A 19,401-nucleotide genomic window follows, 5' to 3' on the forward strand; every position below is an offset into this window, starting at 1 on the left:
TGGGTTGCTGCGCAGCAGCATAAAAAAGTAGCCCCGGCTAGCGGGGCTACACAAGATGAACATCCGTGACCTTTCGGCTGGGAGCTCTCTTTTGGGTAAGACAAAGATAACAAAATTATCCTATAAAAAAACTTGACTTTTAAGACAGTACCTTGTGGGCGAACTGCAGTCAAACTAGCTATTGGAGGTCATGTAATGGAAGGTCCTTTTTACGATTTGATATAAAAAGAGCCGTCTGTTCGTAGTTGCCAGCTGCAAAGGAGCAGCGGCTGTGGTGGCAGGTGCAGAATACTGCAGAAGGTCAAAGTTAGTTGTACAAGCAAACAGGCAACCCGATTGGTACCGGCTGCGGCGCATATTCTACTTTGCTGCTGCAGTCACCACAGCCGCTGCTCCTGCCAGCATTAAATATTCTTCAGACGCGCGTTTTGCTTTACGATCTTTTCGATCGCTTCTTCAGTCAGGGGCTTGTGCAGGTAATCTACCACCAGCTTATAGTCCCGGGCGCGCTTTATTTCGGCAGGGTCTACCGAGGAGGTTAAGATATAAATGCTGCATTTGCCCAGCAGCTTGTCTTCGTATGGCTGCAGCGCATCCAGGAAGTCCCAGCCACTGAGCACAGGCATGTTCAGGTCCAGGAAAATTATTTCCGGCAGGTCTTCATCAGCAGCATCAAGCAGTACCTGCAGCGCCTCTTCAGCATCCAGGAAGCCGACAAACTCTTCGGCGAAACCTTCGGTCATCAGAAAGCTCTCCAGGATAAAGATGCTTATCTCATCATCATCTACAATAAACACTTTCCTGATCATTACTTATAAAAATATTGTAAATGTTGTGCCTGCATCCGGTTTACTTTTCACCTTTATTCTGCCGCCAAGCGATTCCACCTGCGCTTTTACCAGAAAAAGGCCTATTCCTTTGCCTTCTACGTGCGGATGGAACCGTTTGTACAACGTAAAGATAGAATCTTTTACTTTCTCCATGTCCATTCCGGTTCCGTTATCGGTTATCGAAATGGCAGTACTGCTTTTCCCATAGCGCCTGCACCGGATCGTAACCTCAAGCGGGCGGGTTTCGGACCTGTATTTTAAGGCGTTTGCCAGGAGGCTGTGCAGGATGTTGTACAGGTACACTTTGTTGGTGTGCACCGTATAATCGGGCGGGATTTCTACATTAACGGTTGCACCGCAGAGCGTTAACTGATCCTTCAGGCTGGCAAGTACCTGTTGGCATACTTCCAGCAACACTACCTGCTCTTTGGCGGCAACCTGCTCGCTGTCGCGGATGGTAAGCACGGAGTTGATATCGGAAACCACATTGTCGAGCCGCCTCATCGATATTTTTAACTTCTGCAGCGCCTCATCGAACATTGGAGACTCTTTTTTCACCTTACAGAGCAGGTTGGTTAAACCGGTCGCGTTGGCAAGCGGCGCCCGCAGGTTATGCGACACAATGTAAGTAAACTGCTGCAAATCGCGGTTTTGCTTATACAGGTCGGTGGCCAGCTGCAGAAGTTTGTGCTCCGATTTCTTTTTGTCCGTGATATCGGTAAGAATGGAGATAAACTTAACCACCTTCCTTTTTTCGTTCAGGATTGGGATAACGTCGAGCTTTACCCAGATCTGCTCGCCTGTTTTGCGATAATTGAGCACTTCTTCCGAGAACGGAATACCCAGGGCAAACTGGTCATCAATCCGGGAAACTGTCCGCTTGTTGGTTTCGGGCCCACGCAAAATGGCTCCCGGCCTTTTCTGGAGTACATCTGTCAGGGTATAACCGGTCAGGCGCGTAAACCCTGAATTTATCCATTCAATTTTCCGGTCCTGGCTCAGGATAATGATGCCATTGGTTGTTTTGCTTACTACCAACGACAGCTTTTCAAATTCTCCCTGCAGTTCTTTTTCAAAGGTAACATCGTTAAAGAAGACCGAAAACCCGCCCATGAACGGAAAAATGCTGATGTGCATGGTAGTAGGCGCACTGCTGAGTTCCGAGAAAGTTTCGTAAAAGGAAACGGGTTCGTTGGTAGCGGCTACTTCTAAACTTTTCTTATAAAAAAGGGGGGTTTTTAGTTCGGGGGAAAGTTTCCACACATTCCGGCCGATAAATTCTTCAGTGTCTTTACCCAGGTAGGCGGCAAAAGCAGAGTTAACATAGGCATAGCGCCACTGCTCATCGAGCACGATAAACGGGTCGGCGATACTTTCTATAATACTGTTAAGCTGTTCCGCCTGCTTCCGGATCTGCTCCTCCGCCTCTTTGTCTTTCGTAATATTTTTTGCGATGCCCTGTATCCCGATAACAGCACCATGCAGCAGTACGGGCACAATGGTCAGGCAAACAATGGCTTCGGTTTGCTGCCTGGTAACGATCGACAGCTCTTCTGCCGTATGAGACACCCCCTGGTTTGCCCTGTTCAGGCTTTCCTGCGCACGATCGTAATAAGCAGGGTGGATGTATTGCAGGAAAGAAGTTCCCAGCAACTCTTGCTTACTGTAGCCTGTCAGCTGGCTCACATGGGCATTTACTTCAATATATTTTCCTTCGCCATCGAGGGTAAACACAGCGTCGGGGTGGTTATAGAATAGGGCATGATAAAACACTTCGCCCGGTGCATTTGTGCTTTGCGCATCAACCTGCTCCGGAACATTTCTTATAACCGTTACCAGTCCTTGCACCGCTTTATCCTCCAGTTTATTTGTTACCTTCCCCTCAAACCATTTCCAGTCTCCGGCAATGGTTCTCATCCTGAAGAGCGGAAGTGGCAGGCTTTCCCGTGTACGAACTTTTTGAAGCGCAGCAACTACAAAAGCCAGATCATCTTCATGCACAAAGCCCAAGCTGTTTTTTCCTGCCAGTTCATGGGCAGGATAGCCTAAAACTGATTCTGCAGCCTCAGAAACATATTTATATACACCTGTTTGGTCTAAAACAGCAATTAAGTCTGTATTGGTTTTTACAAGTGATTCATAAAAATCAGGTGTAAAAGTGTTTTTCATAGCAATCGTAAATAACACCGACCATCCCCCGGATAAAATTGAACGAAAGTAAGCGACGAATCAATTTTTAAAATCAGAGTGAGCCTGCCAGTTTCTGATCAGATAACGGAGAACTTAATAAGGCAGCAGTTAAATAAAGCTTATGGAGCAACTTAACTTATTTTTTCATATCGGAAACAGTTATGATTCTTTGTACTAAAAATTTAATTTTTTGTTGAACAACCGCTCTATAAAAATAAATAACATATAGAAAACTAAAAATATAGTACAAACCCTCTCCCGGTATTAACCTTTATATTGCAAAGAACGAATATTTTCTGACAATGCTGCAAAACGCTGTCAGATAGTTATTACGTCTGACAAAAAGCTACCTGCTAAAGCTATTAAATTCTAAAGGAACGAAATATAAAACCTGATAACTTTTTAAAATAACACAGGCTGCCAGCAGCACTACCAAATTAGATAAAAGAAAGAACAGCAGCCCAAACGGCGCCTCCGAATATTTAACAGACCACTGCCTGCAAACCAAAAGCAGCAACCCGCAAGCAGGCAGCCGACTAACCATGCGCTGCACGTTGTGCAGTGGGAGTGGAGGCAGGTGCAGTTAGCATTTGCAGCCTGCCTGCAGGTTCCGGCGTAGCTGAGTTTACGGCTTTAGGTTGTTTTTATTTACAGCCCCTCCCACCACAGCTTTACCCGCAGCAGCTAAAAAAAACAGGTACCATACCGCATGGCAACATACGGCACGGTACCTGTCTGTAATTGGCTAATAAAAGTGCTTCGCCTGGTATTACGGCTGCTTTATCAGGAGCTTCTCTCCGATGGCTACATTAAAGTCGCTTTTCTTATTCCACTCCATAATGTCTTTGATGGTAACGCCGTACTTGCGCGAAATCTGGTACATCGACTCACCGGTCTCTACAGTATGGTAAAGGGTACGGGTGCCTGCTGCCGGCTGTACCTCAGGAGTTGCTTCTGCTTCCGGCTGGCTTGCCGGCGCCTGTACATGCAGCTCCTGCCCGATAGAAATGCTGTTGCCCTCCAGGTTGTTCCAGCTGCGCAGCTCATCCAGCGTAACGCCATATTTTTTGGAAATCTGGTACAAGGTTTCGCCGGGCGCCACCACGTGCGTTGCATGGCCCTCCTGTGCAGCAGGTGCCGTTTTAACCGCTGGCGCTACAGGAGCAACAGCTTCGGCAGCACTGGAGGCAACGGCAGGGGCAGCTGCCTGGGCCGGCACAGACGCTGGCCGGGATATCAGCAGCTCCTGCCCCATGCGCAGCGGCTCTTCGCCTAAATTGTTCCAGCTAACCAGGTCCACGACAGAAACTGCATACAACCGGGAAATGCCATACAGCGTCTCACCCTGTTGCACCACGTGCCTGGTAGTACCTGCGCCCGCCCCCACAGCAGGTGCCGGTCCAGGCTGGGGAGCAGCAGCCGGGGCTTCTTTTACAGCAACCGGTTTTGCGGCAGCAACAGCCGTTGCCGAAGCTGTTTCTTTTTTAGGTGTTGCAGGAACGGTTGCCACAGGAGCTGCTGGAGTTTCCTTTTTAGGCTGGGCAACTGCCGGCGCAGTAGTACCGGTTCCTGTACCCGGATACAGCACGGCGGCAGGCTTCGCTTCTTCGGCAGGAGCAGGCTTTGTGGCTGCTGCCGGTTTTTCCGGAACAGCTACAGGTTCGGGATCTTCTACTGTTTCAAACACTTCCGCCTCTCCTACTGCTACATGCTCTATCTCGGCTGGCTGCGCTTTTTTACCTTTCAGTTTCGCGAACAGCCTTGTAAAGAAGTTCTCTTTCTTAGCCGCTGGCTGTTTGTCTGTTTCTGTCTTAGTTTGTGCTTGCTTTGTAGAAGGTGCAGTGGCTGTGGTGGCTGCTACAGCAGTACCGGCAGATGTGCTGACAGGCTGCGCCTTGCCCGGCTCACGAATTTCGACCGGCGTGCGGGCCGGACGGCGTTTCTGCAGCCACAGTACACGCCCCGGCTCCGGCGACTCGTAACGTGCCATCCGGTTTTTGAAGAGCAGGTATTTTAACCTGATGCCATAATGTTGCGAGATTTGCAGCATAGTTTCGCCAGGCTGGGCCACGTGGTACTCGGTTTCTGCTGAAGTTCGTTTTGCTTCCAGGTAATAAATACCGCCGGCTTCCACCTCATCGAAGCTCTGCATATCGTTATACCGCTGGAACTTTCGCACCGAAAGCCCGGCCTGCGAGGCAAGCTTTTGTTTGGTATCGCCGCTGCCCGCTACTATGGCTGTCAGGTTGTTTCGTTTCGTGATGGAGGAGCGGGTTGGTTTTGCACTTGTCCTGGTAGTGCGGGTAACAGGTTCTTTAGAAGCCAGCAAGGCCGGCTCTGCTCCGTTTCGCACCGGCACCATTACATAATAATCTTTGCCCGAAGGTATGGTACCTCCCAGCAGCCACTTATTATACTTCTCCAGTTCGGCAGCATCTATCTGTGTTGCCAGGGCAATATCGAGCAGGCTCTGGCCGGGCGTGCCCCGCATCTCGCTGAGCATTAGGGAAGGAGGCGTGTTTTTGCCCACAAAGTTCTCGTACGCAATTTTGTGCGCCAGGTAAGTAAGCAGGTACTGGTGCGTTTTTTCGGTTACTTCCATTTTCCGGCTGCCGATGTCGGAAGTGCTGGTGTAGGATTTGGCACCGGTTGGCCCCAGGTAGTACGACAGGATGGTGTTAAACCAGTTGTTGTAATAGGCATTGCTGCGGTTAAAATAGCGGGCAGCGCCGCGGCTGGCCTCTATAATGTGCCTGCGCTCATCTACCTGGCTGTTCATTTGCAGGTTAAAATCAGAGGCAGCCTCTTTCTTAAACTGCCAGTAGCCTACGGCATTAGACGTAGAAACAGCATCGCCTATCAGGCCGCTTTCCTGTATAGCCAGGTATTTTAAATCGTCCGGCACGCCTTCTTCTTTAAACACACGCTCAATCAGCGGGAAATAGGCATCTGCCAGTTCCACCCGGTACCGGAAGTAGTTCTGGTTCCGGTGCAGGGCATCCACTTTCTTCTGGATTTCCTGCTGTGCCCTGTCCGATATTTTAATCTGGACGTCAGCCACATACACGTTTTTGGGTACAGTAACAGCTTGCGCTAAAGCCAGCAACGGCAGCAATAGCAGGAGGAGAAGCGAAAGATTCTTTCTCATGGTAAAAAAATAATTTAGGCTTGGCTATGGTTGAATCAGGAAAAACAAGGCTCTACTTTCTGTTTAACAACAAGCAGTTAAGACGCTATAATATAGATCGTTCTATATATAAGAAAGCGATATTGCAAAAATAACGCTATTTGTTTCTCAAACTATAGTTTGGCCTGAAGTTATTTTTAATTGTCTTGTAAGATCAGCTTCCGGGAATGGGAAAAACAGCCTGCCAGAGCAGCAGCAAAAAAGGCAATCCTTTCCGGCACAGGCAGTTATATTTTACTCAGAGGGTATAGAAATAATTTTCGATGAACAGGAAAAAAATTGTTGTGCAGCGGAGCGGATAAGGCAGCTGCGAGGTTGATAAATTTTGCTGGTTTACGTATTACTATCAGGCAGTAAGTGCACCGCCTGTCACGTTAGAATTTACAAGGTGAACATGAACAATACAGCTACTTTGGCACTGCTGGCCGTTGTATTTCTGCTGGCCGGATGCTCTTCAAAACAAATCTTTTTCTTTCCGCCCGCTGCCGGTAGCTACCTGGCTCCCCCGGAACAACCACAATCGGAACATTTCACGGCTGCAGCTGCTCTACCGGCCTCGCCCACTGTTGTTCCTGAACAAACTGCTGCTGCTGATCCTGAAGCCTTCGCAGCCGCTACCGCACCGGCAGCAGGCCCGGTACAAAATATAGCGCTACGCCCCCTTACCAATGCTGCGCTGCAGGAACACCTGCTGGTAAAGGCAGAACAGCCCCCAGTAGAACCAGCCTCTGCCTACCAGACGCCACCAAAAGGAAAGAAAAAGGCAATGGTTGGCTCAATAGAAGCAGGCTTTGCCCTGAGTTTGTTTGGGGTGGTGAGTATCGCGTTGGTATTTATTACGCCTTATTTACTTTTCTTCAGCGGCGCGCTTACATTTACAGGCTTGGTTTTAAGCATTATAGGCTTGTTAAAAATACGAAAAAACAAAGCGAAGCTCAGGGGAAAAGTACGTGCCTGGGCAGGCATTATCCTGGGACTGCTGGGCACGGCGCTGGTACTGATCCTGCTGAACAACAACTTCTGACAGCATATTCCTCCTGCACCGATTACAGCCACAGGCTTTCCTGTTGCGCTTAGGAGCGGCCAGGGCTTGTAAGGAGCAGCAAAGGGTGTGGTGGCAGCAGCAGAAATATCCCAAAGCTGCCGAAGGCCCCTGATGTAGCTGTGGGAACGACAGACGCAAGCTTGCTATAATTTCCTGGCCACGAGCAGGCCGTCGCGCACCGGCAGCAGGATGTTTTCTACCCGCTCGTCGTCCTGCACCTTTTTATTAAAAGCGAGTATGGCAGCAGTATCTTCGTCGAGCTTTTTCCGGTACTTCTCCAGCACCTTTCCACTCCAGAGCACATTGTCGGCGATGATGTAACCGCCCGGCGCTATTTTGTCGAACACCTGGTCGTAATAGTTGGCATAATTGGCTTTGTCGGCATCCAGGAAAACCAGGTCAAAGGTCGCGTTGATGGTGGGAATGATTTCCAGGGCATTGCCAATGTACAGCTTGATGCTGTCGGTAAGACCTGCCTCTGCAATGTACCCTTTTACCACATCCTCCAGTTCTTCATTCTTATCGATGGTGTGCAGGGTGCCACCGGGCTGCAGGCCTTCGGCGAGGCAGAGGGCCGAGTAGCCGGTATAAGTCCCGACCTCCAGCACCTGCTTTGGCCGGATCATGTGTGCGAACATGGACAGCAAACGCCCCTGCAGGTGCCCTGACAGCATGCGGGGCTTGAGCACGTTCAGGTGCGTCTGGCGGTTAATTTTGTAAAGCAACTCACTTTCTGCGGAAGTATGCTCCTCGGCATAACGCTGCAGGTCTTCGTCTATAAATTCCATGGTTTTGAGTTTGAGAGTTTGGGAGTTAGAGAGTTAGAGAGTTTGGGAGATAAAGAGTTAAAGATTTTGTAGGGCGTGAAGATTTTCAATCCTATAATTTCTTTCTGCGCCTGCCACCATTGCCTCTGCTGCTTGTCTGAACCGCTGATTCTTTTGATTTAAATGATTTTTGTGACTATTTGTCTGAACACGATTAAATGATTAAAGGCTGTACAGGATTTTTTTGTCTGAATCAGGATTTACAGAATTTAATAATTTTCAGGATTAGTGTTGTCTGAACAAGATTAAGAAGATTTAAGGAATGGCGGGATTGATAGTATTTGTTTGTGATTCGTGCAGGAGACGCGGGCACCGCGTCTCTACAACCATACCCCCAACCTCTCTACATTTATGTTACAGGGTTGAAATGTTCAACCCCTACAAAATCTACCTTTCTACCTCTTTACTTTTCTACCTCTCTACCTTTCTAACTCCTAAACTCTCTAACTCCTAAACTCTTTAACTTCGCTAAGCCGGTACATAATTCAGGTAGCTCAGTTGGTCTTCCTGGAGCGTGTCGTTGGCGATGTCCATCAGGCTGGAAGAAGTTACGGCTTTTATCTGGGCGAAAATCTCGTTCAGCGTGTCGATCTTCCCCTGGTCCAGGATGCTTTTGCCCATCATCATCATCAGGCCGATGTTGCTTTCTTCGGCCATGGCCAGTTGGCCCATCAGCTGCTCCTTGGCCATGTGGAGTTGCAGCGAGCCGAGCGGCTGTTCGCGCAGGCGCTTCAGCTCTTTGAGCACCAGTGCTGTGGTTCGTTTCAGTTGCTTTTTCTCCGTTCCAAAATAAATAGAATGCAGCCCGGTGTCAATGTAGGTGGCGTAATTGGCGTCGATGGTGTACACCAGCCCGTGCTTTTCGCGCACCGCCAGGTTCAGCCTTGAGTTCATGCCCGGACCGCCCAGGATGTTGACCAGCATAAAAAACGGGATACGGCGGTCGTCGTTGAGGGCATAGGCTGGTCCGCCCAGCACGCAATGCGCCTGCGAAATCGGTTTTTCGATGGTGACGGCACGGGGAGCGTAAAGGGTTACCGGTTGCCGGTCCCGCTGCTTGGTAATAGTCGGTAATTCGGACAGGTACTTTTCGGCCAGCTTCACCACTTTCTCAAACGGCAGGTTGCTGACGGAGCAAAAGACGAGGGCGTCGGTGCTGAGGTTGCGGTCGATGAAGTTCAGGAAATCCTGCTTTACAAAGCCCGACACGCTCTCTTTGGTGCCCAGGATGTTGTTGCCCAGCGGATGATCTTTATACACCACGGCATCAAATTCATCCACGATGGCTTCTTCGGGGTTGTCGTGGTACATCGACATTTCTTCCAGGATCACGCCCCGCTCCTTCTCTATCTCCCGCTCCGGGAAAATGGAACGAAAGGTAATATCGGTGAGCAGCTCAAATGACTTCTCGAAGTGCTTGTCGAGCACGGAACTGTAGAAGCAGATTTTTTCTTTGGTGGTATAGGCATTCAGCTCCCCTCCCACCGACTCGAGCCGGTTCAGGATGTGGAAAGACTTTCGTTTAACGGTGCCTTTAAAGGCCATGTGCTCCCAGAAATGCGCCAGGCCCTGTTCTTCCGGAAGCTCGTCGCGGCTCCCGATATCTAATATAAAGCCACTGTGGGCGATTTTGGTATGTAAAACCTGCTTATGAACAATGCGAATCCCGTTCGGCAGGGTATGTATATAATAATCGAGCATTCAGTCCGGAATTAGCCTGCAAAGGTACGGAAAAAGTAGCAGAATCGGTTCCGGGCATTGTAAACGGCTGCAGACAAACCTGTGACAGCAGCAGCTTACTTGCTTTGGTTTAAAGTAATGAGCTGAGGCTGTGGTGACTGTGGCTGCAGAACAAAACAGGCTACTTTTTGAGGTTGCGCCCGCCTACGTTGATCACAAAACCAAGCGAAAACACAGAATAGCCGGCCGTTAGCGCTTTCCGGTTGCGGAGGCCAAAGTTGGAACCGCTCGTGTACTGCAGCTGCACCGAAGGGTTGAGCTGCAGGCGCGTGTAAAAAATAGGCTCCAGGAAAATATTGCTTTCTTCGGGTGCCGGAACTCCATTGAATCGGTGCGTGCCCATGTTGATGTAGCTGGCGCGCAGGGCGGTGCCGTAATTTAAAGGAAACTCCCGTCCGAACAGCTTCCAGGATTTTTTTCGCTTGGAAGTAAAGTTTACCTGCACAAAATATTTGCTGAACTTCGCCTCCCGCCGCTCCGAAACCAGCACGCCCTGCTCATCGGTGCTTCGTTCGGTACGGTCGCTGCTGCCGCCACCAACGCCGCCGTAGACCTCCAGGATGCGCTTATTTTTTTCGCCGAAGGTGGTAAAGTAGCCGCCGCCAGCCTCCAGCAGGTTGTGCCTGAAATCGCGCTTGTCCCGCTCGCTGTTGAGCATGGAACCATTCAGCAGCACCCCCACATGGTCCGAAACCGCATAAGCTGTATTGAAGGTAATATTGCCTTTGGGGGTAATATGTCCTCCCGCACTCAGTTCCCCCTGCTGCGTGAACATGGGCACATTCGGCACGTTAGGCATGTACGTGGAAACGCATCCGGACAGGAAAAGGGAAAGCACTGCTACTGGTAGTAATCGGGAAAAGGTTGTTTTCATATGCATTAGGGCTGGATATTATCTGTTTACTGATGCTGGAGCAGCTGTACCACTTCAACTTCTGAATCACGACTTCAACGATTTCTCCGGAGACATATTTTACCATCCCTGGCACCGCGGTTCCCTGCTTTGCTGTTTTGAGGCTGAATTTACCTCCCCAGCACCTCCTGGTACACCTGCTGCAGCTGGGCAGCCGTTCGTTCGGCCCGGAATTGCCGGGCATGGGCAAAACCGGAGGAAATCATCCGCTGCCGCAGGGCTTCGTCTCCGAACACCCGCTGCATGGCTGCAGCCAGGGCACCGGCATCGCCGGGTGGTATGTAGATACTTTCCGGACCGCCTGCCTCACTGAAACAGGAGCCGGTAGAGGTTATAACCGGCACACCGCTGTTAAGCGCCTCCACAATCGGAATACCGAAACCTTCGAAAACCGATGGGTAGATGAACAGGTGCGCCAGCTGGTAAATGGCAGGCAGCTCCTGGAACGGGATGTAAGGCAGAAAAAATACTTTATCCTGCAGCTTCTGGTTCTGAATAAAAGCGCGCAGCTCGTCGGTGTAAGCAGTTTTGCGCCCCACAAACACAATTGCTGCTACATCTGACAAGCCGCTGCTGTGCCAGGCCTGCAGCAGCTGCAGCTGGTTTTTGCGTTTCTCCAGCGTACCCACACTCAGAATAAAAGTAGGGGGCAGCTTATACTTCTGCTGCACAAACGCTAGCTGCTGCGCCGTACAGCGCTGGTGAAAAACCGGGTCACAGTCCTGGTACACAACTTCTATTTTAGCGGCATCTACCTGCAGGTAGTGCTGCAGATCGGCTTTGGTCTGCTCCGAAATGGCAATTATCCGGTCGCTCTGGCGGCAGGCATCGGTTACTTTCCGTTTATAAATCAACCGGTCAACCGCGTTGTACAGGTTGGGGTAGCGCATAAAAATGAGGTCGTGGATGGTAACGATGCGCTTGTAAGGCCCTGGCGGCAGCCCATAGGGCATTTCGTTGCTCAGCCCATGGTAAATGTCGACGCGCTGCTGCTTCAGGACCGTATCCATGCCGAATACCCGCCACAGCGACGCCAGTTTTTTCCGGAACCCATTGCCCGGCGTTACCACCTGCACCGAGGCCGCAGCATGAATAAAGTCTTCGAAAACAGGCGACACAGCAGGTGTAAAAAGCAGGTAATCCTGCTCGGGGTACTGCCGGACCATGCTCGAGATCACAAACCTGCTGTAGTTGCCCAAACCAGAAGTATTATTAAAAGCACGTTTGGCATCAAAGCCGATCCGGATCATAGGGTAAGTATTATTCGCCCCAAAATTACGAAATTATACTTTTCCACTGAAATGAGTTTTCAGCGACAAAATGCACCAGCCTTGCCGGCAAACCAGCCGGTATCAAAAAGCAACCGCAAATATTTTATTTTAAGATTTTAGTTCTATCTTAGTACTGCAGGCAGGGCATGCCAGTCGCATTTTATGCCTGTAAAACAGCTACAACTCCAACAAAAATGAGATATCAGCCTATACCTCAGGACTTATTTATTCAGAACCGCCATAACTTCAGCAAGCAACTCAACACCTGTTCTGTTGCTATTTTCAATTCCAACGATATAATGCCGACCAACGCAGACGGCACTATGTCGTTCCGGCAGAACAGCGACCTGTTTTACCTGTCGGGCATCGACCAGGAAGAGAGCATACTTGTTTTATTTCCGGAAGCCAAAGACCCGCGCATGCAGGAAATCCTTTTTCTGCGGGAAACCAACGACCTTATTCTGACATGGGAAGGCTATAAGCTGACCAAAGAGCAGGCGCGGGAGATATCCGGCATCGAAACGGTGCTGTGGTTAAGTGAATTTAAGCAGGTGCTGAATTCCCTGATGGCCGAAGCGGAACACGTGTACCTGAACACCAACGAGCACCTGCGCGCGGTAGTGGAGGTGGAAACCCGGGACGCCCGTTTTATTAAATGGTGCAAAGAACATTACCCCCTGCACAAGTACGAGCGGAGCGCACCCATCATGCACAAGCTGCGTGCCGTGAAGTCGGAGCCTGAAATAGAACTGATCAAAACGGCCTGTGAAATTACCGAAAAAGCTTTCCGCCGCTTACTGGGCTTTATCAAGCCCGGCGTAATGGAGTATGAAATAGAAGCAGAAATAAGCCACGAGTTCCTGCGCAACCGCTCCCGCGGCCCTGCCTACAGCTCTATTATTGCTTCGGGTGCCAATGCCTGCATCCTGCATTATGTCGATAACAACCGCGAATGCAAAGACGGTGACCTGGTGCTGATGGATTTCGGAGCCGAGTACGCCAACTATGCCGCCGACCTGACACGCACCGTTCCTGTAAATGGAAAATTTTCCAAACGGCAACGCGAAGTCTACGACTCGGTGCTGACGGTAATGAAAGCAGCCAAACAAATGCTGGTGCCCGGCAACTCGCTCGACCAGTACCATGCCTTTGTGGGCAGGGTAATGGAAAATGAACTCATTAAGCTGGGTCTCCTCAACGAAGCCGACGTACGGAACCAGGACCCGGCAAAGCCGCTGTACAAGAAATACTTTATGCACGGCACTTCGCATTTGCTGGGACTGGATGTGCACGATGTCGGGAACAAATACCGTCCTTTTGAAGAAGGCATGGTGTTTACCTGCGAACCGGGCATTTACATCCGGGAAGAAGGCATTGGCATACGCCTCGAAAATGATATTCTTATTACTAAAAACGGCGCAATTGACCTGATGGAGAACATACCGCTGGAAGCAGACGATATTGAGAAGCTGATGAAAAAGTAAGTTTCTAGCATCGTTCACACACCCGTTAAGGAGGCTGCCACACAAACTGGCAGCCTTTTTTTGTTTATCTGCCTGCCTAAAAAGTGCCTTTACAAAATATATTTACCTGCCGTACAACTTTCTGCAACGCGACAAGTTCAACCTATAAACCCAGCTTCAGAATCAGGGACAAGAGCTGTTTTACTAACAAATATTGATCAGCATTTGTTGTCGAAACATTATATAGTGTTTTGATAATTATAAATATAGAAGTTACTTTGCATCGATAAAGCGCTTTTTCTCTCTCATTTCACATCTTTCAGCAAAAAAAGTTAATGTTGATATATAACTTTTTAGGAATAACAAAAACTTACGCTGAAACATGTGCGTATGGTCATATCAAAATATATATCCTTTAAAAATATGCGAACATTTCTAACAAAATTAGGTACAGCCGCAGCAATGGTGCTTGTGTTTCTGCTTTCCGGAAATACAGCCTTACATGCACAAAATGAAGACCACCAAAACAGCATCCAGATTTATCCGAGCGTTCTGCAGTATAAGGGCGAACTGGCAAATCAATGGTGGTCGAGCCATCTGAGCTGGGGCGGCGGTTTTTCATATCACCGGTACCTGAACCGGGCACTGGATGCCGGCTTCCATTTCAGCTATGGCCGATCGGAAGAACATGGTGATCCGAACAATACCCTCGATGCCAAACTCACAGTGCCGATGGTAGGACTGCGTTTAAAACTTTATGGTACCTTGTTACCCGAAGATTTCTTCCTGGGGCCTTACCTGGTAGTAGCCGGCGGACCTCACATTGTAAGAAACAGAGGAGTAGCCAACGGCACCAATTATACGGACAACCTGACGGCTATAGCAGGCTTTGGTGGTGTAGGTATCAATTTCCGTTTCTCGGATAAATTTTATGCCTTTGTGCAGACAGGAGCACACTACACCAGCAACGACTCCTATGACTACCAGCCTGCCAAAGGCCAGGAAGCCATGGGCAACAACGACCGCTTCCTGCAGCACACAGCCGGTATCGGCTTTAACTTCGGAAGACCGAAAGATACCGACGAAGACGGCGTTCCGGACAAAAAAGACCAATGCCCGAACACACCAATGGGCGTACAGGTAGACGAGAATGGTTGCCCTGTTGATGCTGACGGTGACATGGTTCCGGATTACCAGGACAAATGCCCTGGCACTCCTGCCGGCGTACAGGTAGATAGCAACGGTTGCCCGCTCGACACCGACCGCGATGGTGTTCCGGATCACCTGGATAAATGCCCTGACACACCAGCTGGCGTACAGATAGACAGCAACGGTTGCCCAATGGACGCAGACGGTGACGGTGTTCCGGATCATGAAGACCTTTGCCCTAACAATGCCGGACCAAAAGAAAAAGGCGGATGCCCTGAAATAGATGCAGAAACGCTGAAACTGATGGAACAGAAAGTGCGCTTCGAGTTTGACCAGGCACGCGTACAGCCAGGCTACCAGCAGTTGCTCGACAGCATTGTAACGGCACTGGAGAAATATCCGAACCACGTGCTGCTCATCAAAGGCCACGCCGACCATATTGGCACCGAAGAGTACAACCAGGCGCTTTCTGAACGCAGAGCACAAGCTGTTAAAGATTACCTGGTATCGAGAGGCGTGAAAAACGCAGACAGACTGGTAACCAAAGGCTATGGCGAAACCCAGCCGCTGGTACAGGTAAACACCAGGCTCTCTAAAGCCAGAACAGCTGAGGGACGTGCCAAAAACAGGCGTGTCGGATTCGAGCTGAACACACCTGACCTGAAACTGAACCTTCCGTAACGGTTAAATCCGTAGCATAAATGCCAGAAGCGCTCCGCAACTACTTGCTGCGGAGCGCTTCTTTTTTGTATCGGGGCAGGAGCAAAGGGAGTGGTGGCAGCTGCAGCAAAATAATAAGCCCCGCTTTTCGTACGCATCCGCTCAAACACAACTCATCCTGTCGCTTTAAGTATAATAAAGAAAGACGAACACAACAGCCGGGGCACCCAACAACAGCCCCGGCATCAACATTTTATGAAAGAAGCATATTCTGAGAAAAAACCGCAACGCATGGCCATGCTGATTGACGGCGACAATGCACAACCTAACCTGATCGTAAAGCTTTTAGCTGAGGTAGGGAAATACGGCCCCATTACCATCCGCCGGATTTACGGCGACTGGACCACGCCCCAGATGAATGGCTGGAAAGATTGCCTGAACAACCACGCTATACAGCCCATCCAGCAATTCCGCTACACGGTGGGCAAAAACGCCACCGACAGCGCCCTCATTATAGATGCCATGGACCTGCTGCACAGCAAACTGGTAGATGGCTTCTGCATCGTATCGTCCGACAGCGACTACACCCGGCTGGCCACCCGCATCCGGGAGTCGGGTATATTTGTGATGGGGATAGGGCAACGCAAAACCCCTAAGCCCTTCGTAAACGCCTGCAACATCTTTATCTACACCGAAAACCTGTCAGGTGAAATAGATGAGCAGAAAATAGCGGCTGCCGACAAGAACACCATCAACGGGCAGGAGAATGTACACCCCAACCCGGTGCCTTTGCTGAAAGAAGCTTTTAGCATGGCCGTTGGCGAAGACGGTTGGGCACACCTGGGCGCCATTGGCATGGGCCTGCGCCAGCTCGATCCGGCTTTCGACCCGCGCACGTTTGGCTACAGCCAACTCCTGCAACTGATTAAAGCCCAGAAAGACCTGTTTCTTATCCGGAAAGAGGACGACAAAAGCTCATCGGCTGTCTACATCAAACGGAAGCCCGGCCGTAGAAGCGCTCCCAGAAAAACCAGGAAAGCAGCTGACACTGTAAAAGCCTGATACCCAACAGACATAACACCAGCAAGCAAACTTATTATCGGGCCAGAGGCTGCCCGTGTGCCTTGCAAGGCTTACTAAAGACCGGATCGGCAAAGGCAACTGCAAAAGAACCGGAAGTAATCCTCGCAGCACCCGGAAGCAGGAATTGTAAATTTTGCTAAAAAACTGTTATTAAACGGGTTATATTCAAACAAACTACATCTTTTTTTACCTGAATTCGTTATTTATCAGTATTTGCTGTTACAGTTATTTTTTACTGATTTTAAGCATGGTATTTGATGTAAAAACATCTGAAATGCAACACCTGCTTATAGATAATTATATATATAATTTAAATAATATATTTTTGCTGTCTGATTGCATTCACCGGCAAAAGTAATTACATTGTATTAAAACCAACTAGCCTGACGATCATGAATACCGAAAATATAATTACCGGCACCACAACCTCTAGTGTGGTGCTACCTATTGAAGAAAATTTCTTTCTTCGCGATATCACGTTGGATGATGCACCTGCCATTTATCATATCATAGAAAACACCCGCGAATACCTCCGGAAATGGCTCCCTTTTATCGGATATAGCGATTCTGTTACCGATGCCGAAGAATTTATTATCTCTGTAACAGGCAAAAGGCCAACGCAGGACATGGTTTTTACCATGGTTTTCAATAATGAAATAGTCGGTATTGTAGGGTATAAAAATATAAACGCGCTTAACCATAAGCTGGAGATTGCCTATTGGTTGCACGATGACTTCCGGGGTAAGGGTATTACCAGCAGGGCCTGCTCCAAGCTTGTGGAGTATGCCTTTACCAAACTCAGAATGAACCGGGTTCAGATAAAAGTAGCTGTAGACAACGAAGCCAGTAAAAGAATCCCCCTCAAACTGGGCTTCACACGGGAAGGCGTAGAACGGGAAGGAGAGTGCTTCGGAGATGCCTATGCCGACATGGAAGTGTACAGCCTGCTGAAGCATGAGTGGCTAAGCCTGCAGGAAAACGCTGAAACTACTGCAACTTCAGCTGCTTCCCCTAATGGCCAGCAAAAATAGTAGCAGCCTCTTCGCATGGTATTACCTACCGGCAGCATGAGTGGTTTGACTCATGTTACCTTCTGTATTTTAAAAACAACACCAGCGTAACCGGTTAATATACCTGTTTTCTTTCGGTTACGCTGGCTGGTTTTTCCTTTTACTTTACTTATTACTTTACTTAATACTTTACTTAATACTTACCTTTTCCTTACTGCAGCAGCCACCATCGCCTTTGCTCCTGAACAGCATAAGCATACACTGGGTACTGCTGCACCTTGTTCCCGCAAAGAATATTTTGCTGTCTCCACCCTACCCCAGGCCCTGAACAAACTTTTACGCTCCCAGAGTACCCCTCACCCTTTCTGATGTTCCGGCCCGTGCTTTTCATACAGGTACCTGTACCCAGAAGCTGAAACCGGAAAAGAAGCAGAAGCAACAACCCTATCCCGACGCTGGTGTGGCAGTTGTGTGGTATTTGCACAAAAACCTTTGTGTCTTTAGCTGATAAAATTGTCCTGATAACGTATAACAGCCTGCAAAGCGGAAAAAGCAACCGTTTCCGCTCCAACTAAACATGAAGCATTTTCTCTGCTACCTGCTATTTCTGTTCCTGCTGCATACAACATCCTATGCACAGGAACCAACGTTAACCTGGGGACCAGCCATTAACAAAGAACCACGTTTGCTCCAGCACATGCATGTGGTTGGCACCACAACCAACCAAAGCTTCTATGCCGTCTACCTGGAAGAAGGGCAGGCTACGCTGGAGCGGTACAACGCCCATAACCAGCGGATGTGGGCCACTGCTCTCCTGCCGAAAACACCTGCCAACCAGCCCGCTACTTTTTACGATGTGGTGCTCCTGCATCAGAAGCTGTACCTGCTGTCTACGTTCAGGGCCAAAGGGACTACCACCGTTTTCGCACAGGAAATAGCTCCTAACGGGAACTACGAGTCCAACGTGCAGGCGGTCATCAGCACGCAGGGCAACGGCAGGCTGCACATAGCTGTTTCCGATGATAAATCCTTGCTTCTGACGGCGCTGGCAGAACCTGATCACAACACCATCACCGCAAAGCTGCTCAATGCGGGTCTGCAGCCGCGCTGGTCGCAGCTCGTAACCGGCCAGAGCAACATTCAGCAATCGCTGCTGCAAAATAATGGCACTGCTTACCTGCTCACAATTGCTCCTGCTGCCGCCCAGAACACATTCCTCCTGCACCGCCTGGCCCCACAGGATGGGAAACCCGATCAACTCCCGCTGGCACAGGAACAGATCAGGCCTGTGCAGGCAAAAATGGCCTCAACCACAGCACAGGGTCTTGTAGTTACCGGGTATTATGCCCCTGCTTCGGAACCAGCTGCGCAAGCCCCGGAGCCAAAAGGCACTTTTTTTTACCACTTCGACACTAACCCGAAGCACAAACCCATTCTTGCCTACACTCCTTTTAGTCCTGCTTTTCTTAGTGAGTATAAGCGTTACAAACCGGAAACCGAGAAGTTCCAGCGACTGCGAAACCTGCAGCTGCGGCAGGTGTTACCACTGGCTTCGGGTGGCGTTATTTTAACCGGCGAAGTTGCATATCTCGATCACCAGGGCGGTTCCCGTATTTTTCATAACGATGACATTGTGGTCGTGCGGCTGAACAACGATGGAACACCTGCTTATACCACCAGTGCCAATAAACTGCAAAACGCGTCCCACGACAGCAACATGCTGAGTTCTTACCTCGCCACTGCCACCGGCGACACGCTGCATCTCCTCTACCTCGATTTTGAGTATAATTATACCGCCGAAAACAGCATTATTATGGCCGGTCCTGGCGCCGTAAACAAAGAGCCTGTGCTCATTACCATACCTCCTGCAGGCAGGCCGCAACAGGTAACGCCCCTGCACCAAAGCCAGACCGGACGGGCCGCAGGCTTTTACCTCCGTCCCGCCTCCGGCTATCGCATTTCAAATAAAGAGTTTATCGTACTTGGCGTTGGCAGGGAGTACTACCGGTATGGCCGCTTAAAACTGGAGTAGC

General features: G+C 49.6%; 13 protein-coding genes. 6 read left to right on the plus strand and 7 right to left on the minus strand.

The window, feature by feature from the left end:
• Nucleotides 1-404: 404 nt before the first annotated feature.
• The 3 genes from DCW36_RS19635 to DCW36_RS19645 all read right to left on the minus strand — a co-directional run bounded on the left by DCW36_RS19635 (nucleotide 405) and on the right by DCW36_RS19645 (nucleotide 6,168).
• Nucleotides 405-809, minus strand: a complete 405-nt coding sequence (locus DCW36_RS19635) for a response regulator (protein ID WP_114784058.1) — start codon at nucleotides 807-809, stop codon at nucleotides 405-407.
• A 3-nt stretch (nucleotides 810-812) separates the two neighbouring features.
• Complete coding sequence (locus DCW36_RS19640) at nucleotides 813-2,999, minus strand: PAS domain S-box protein (RefSeq protein WP_114784060.1); 2,187 nt, start codon at nucleotides 2,997-2,999, stop codon at nucleotides 813-815.
• Between the two features lie 790 nt (nucleotides 3,000-3,789).
• The gene (locus tag DCW36_RS19645) at nucleotides 3,790-6,168 is read right to left on the minus strand and encodes a LysM peptidoglycan-binding domain-containing protein (protein WP_114784062.1); all 2,379 of its coding nucleotides are present in this window, start codon (nucleotides 6,166-6,168) and stop codon (nucleotides 3,790-3,792) included.
• A gap of 433 nt (nucleotides 6,169-6,601) precedes the next feature.
• Here DCW36_RS19645 and DCW36_RS19650 point away from each other — a divergent pair, with 433 nt between their 5' ends.
• A complete protein-coding gene (locus DCW36_RS19650; RefSeq protein ID WP_128396996.1) occupies nucleotides 6,602-7,231 on the plus strand; it encodes a DUF4190 domain-containing protein in 630 nt (209 codons plus the stop codon).
• 164 nt (nucleotides 7,232-7,395) lie between these two features.
• On the opposite strand, the gene DCW36_RS19655 is transcribed toward DCW36_RS19650, so the two are convergent.
• From DCW36_RS19655 to DCW36_RS19670, 4 genes are all read right to left on the minus strand, one after another.
• Nucleotides 7,396-8,040 carry an O-methyltransferase gene (locus DCW36_RS19655; protein WP_114784068.1) on the minus strand — a complete coding sequence of 215 codons (645 nt, stop codon included), beginning with the start codon at nucleotides 8,038-8,040 and terminating at the stop codon, nucleotides 7,396-7,398.
• A gap of 507 nt (nucleotides 8,041-8,547) precedes the next feature.
• Nucleotides 8,548-9,780 carry a M16 family metallopeptidase gene (locus DCW36_RS19660; protein WP_114784070.1) on the minus strand — a complete coding sequence of 411 codons (1,233 nt, stop codon included), beginning with the start codon at nucleotides 9,778-9,780 and terminating at the stop codon, nucleotides 8,548-8,550.
• A 160-nt stretch (nucleotides 9,781-9,940) separates the two neighbouring features.
• Nucleotides 9,941-10,693: a hypothetical protein gene (locus DCW36_RS19665; protein WP_114784072.1), complete on the minus strand. Its 753-nt coding sequence runs from the start codon at nucleotides 10,691-10,693 to the stop codon at nucleotides 9,941-9,943.
• A gap of 149 nt (nucleotides 10,694-10,842) precedes the next feature.
• The gene (locus tag DCW36_RS19670; protein WP_114784074.1) at nucleotides 10,843-11,982 is read right to left on the minus strand and encodes a glycosyltransferase family 4 protein; all 1,140 of its coding nucleotides are present in this window, start codon (nucleotides 11,980-11,982) and stop codon (nucleotides 10,843-10,845) included.
• Nucleotides 11,983-12,197: 215 nt separating this feature from the next.
• Here DCW36_RS19670 and DCW36_RS19675 point away from each other — a divergent pair, with 215 nt between their 5' ends.
• The 5 genes from DCW36_RS19675 to DCW36_RS19695 all read left to right on the plus strand — a co-directional run bounded on the left by DCW36_RS19675 (nucleotide 12,198) and on the right by DCW36_RS19695 (nucleotide 19,400).
• The gene (locus tag DCW36_RS19675; RefSeq protein ID WP_114784076.1) at nucleotides 12,198-13,487 is read left to right on the plus strand and encodes an aminopeptidase P N-terminal domain-containing protein; all 1,290 of its coding nucleotides are present in this window, start codon (nucleotides 12,198-12,200) and stop codon (nucleotides 13,485-13,487) included.
• 402 nt (nucleotides 13,488-13,889) lie between these two features.
• Nucleotides 13,890-15,296: an OmpA family protein gene (locus tag DCW36_RS19680; RefSeq protein ID WP_205702966.1), complete on the plus strand. Its 1,407-nt coding sequence runs from the start codon at nucleotides 13,890-13,892 to the stop codon at nucleotides 15,294-15,296.
• A gap of 234 nt (nucleotides 15,297-15,530) precedes the next feature.
• Nucleotides 15,531-16,337: an NYN domain-containing protein gene (locus tag DCW36_RS19685; RefSeq protein ID WP_114784080.1), complete on the plus strand. Its 807-nt coding sequence runs from the start codon at nucleotides 15,531-15,533 to the stop codon at nucleotides 16,335-16,337.
• Between the two features lie 413 nt (nucleotides 16,338-16,750).
• On the plus strand, nucleotides 16,751-17,389 hold the full coding sequence (locus tag DCW36_RS19690) for a GNAT family N-acetyltransferase (protein WP_114784082.1): 639 nt from the start codon (nucleotides 16,751-16,753) through the stop codon (nucleotides 17,387-17,389).
• 556 nt (nucleotides 17,390-17,945) lie between these two features.
• On the plus strand, nucleotides 17,946-19,400 hold the full coding sequence (locus DCW36_RS19695; RefSeq protein ID WP_125185508.1) for a hypothetical protein: 1,455 nt from the start codon (nucleotides 17,946-17,948) through the stop codon (nucleotides 19,398-19,400).
• Nucleotide 19,401: the final 1 nt, after the last annotated feature.

The sequence above is a fragment of the Botryobacter ruber genome, from assembly GCF_003347595.2.
Classification (GTDB): Bacteria; Bacteroidota; Bacteroidia; order Cytophagales; family Hymenobacteraceae; genus Pontibacter; species Pontibacter ruber_A.

Coding starts and splice junctions, on each gene's coding strand:
- DCW36_RS19635 (WP_114784058.1), bottom strand. CDS start 809: ATGATCAGGAAAGTGTTTATTGTAGATGATGATGAGATAAGCATCTTT.
- DCW36_RS19640 (WP_114784060.1), bottom strand. CDS start 2,999: ATGAAAAACACTTTTACACCTGATTTTTATGAATCACTTGTAAAAACC.
- DCW36_RS19645 (WP_114784062.1), bottom strand. CDS start 6,168: ATGAGAAAGAATCTTTCGCTTCTCCTCCTGCTATTGCTGCCGTTGCTG.
- DCW36_RS19650 (WP_128396996.1), top strand. CDS start 6,602: ATGAACAATACAGCTACTTTGGCACTGCTGGCCGTTGTATTTCTGCTG.
- DCW36_RS19655 (WP_114784068.1), bottom strand. CDS start 8,040: ATGGAATTTATAGACGAAGACCTGCAGCGTTATGCCGAGGAGCATACT.
- DCW36_RS19660 (WP_114784070.1), bottom strand. CDS start 9,780: ATGCTCGATTATTATATACATACCCTGCCGAACGGGATTCGCATTGTT.
- DCW36_RS19665 (WP_114784072.1), bottom strand. CDS start 10,693: ATGAAAACAACCTTTTCCCGATTACTACCAGTAGCAGTGCTTTCCCTT.
- DCW36_RS19670 (WP_114784074.1), bottom strand. CDS start 11,982: ATGATCCGGATCGGCTTTGATGCCAAACGTGCTTTTAATAATACTTCT.
- DCW36_RS19675 (WP_114784076.1), top strand. CDS start 12,198: ATGAGATATCAGCCTATACCTCAGGACTTATTTATTCAGAACCGCCAT.
- DCW36_RS19680 (WP_205702966.1), top strand. CDS start 13,890: ATGCGAACATTTCTAACAAAATTAGGTACAGCCGCAGCAATGGTGCTT.
- DCW36_RS19685 (WP_114784080.1), top strand. CDS start 15,531: ATGAAAGAAGCATATTCTGAGAAAAAACCGCAACGCATGGCCATGCTG.
- DCW36_RS19690 (WP_114784082.1), top strand. CDS start 16,751: ATGAATACCGAAAATATAATTACCGGCACCACAACCTCTAGTGTGGTG.
- DCW36_RS19695 (WP_125185508.1), top strand. CDS start 17,946: ATGAAGCATTTTCTCTGCTACCTGCTATTTCTGTTCCTGCTGCATACA.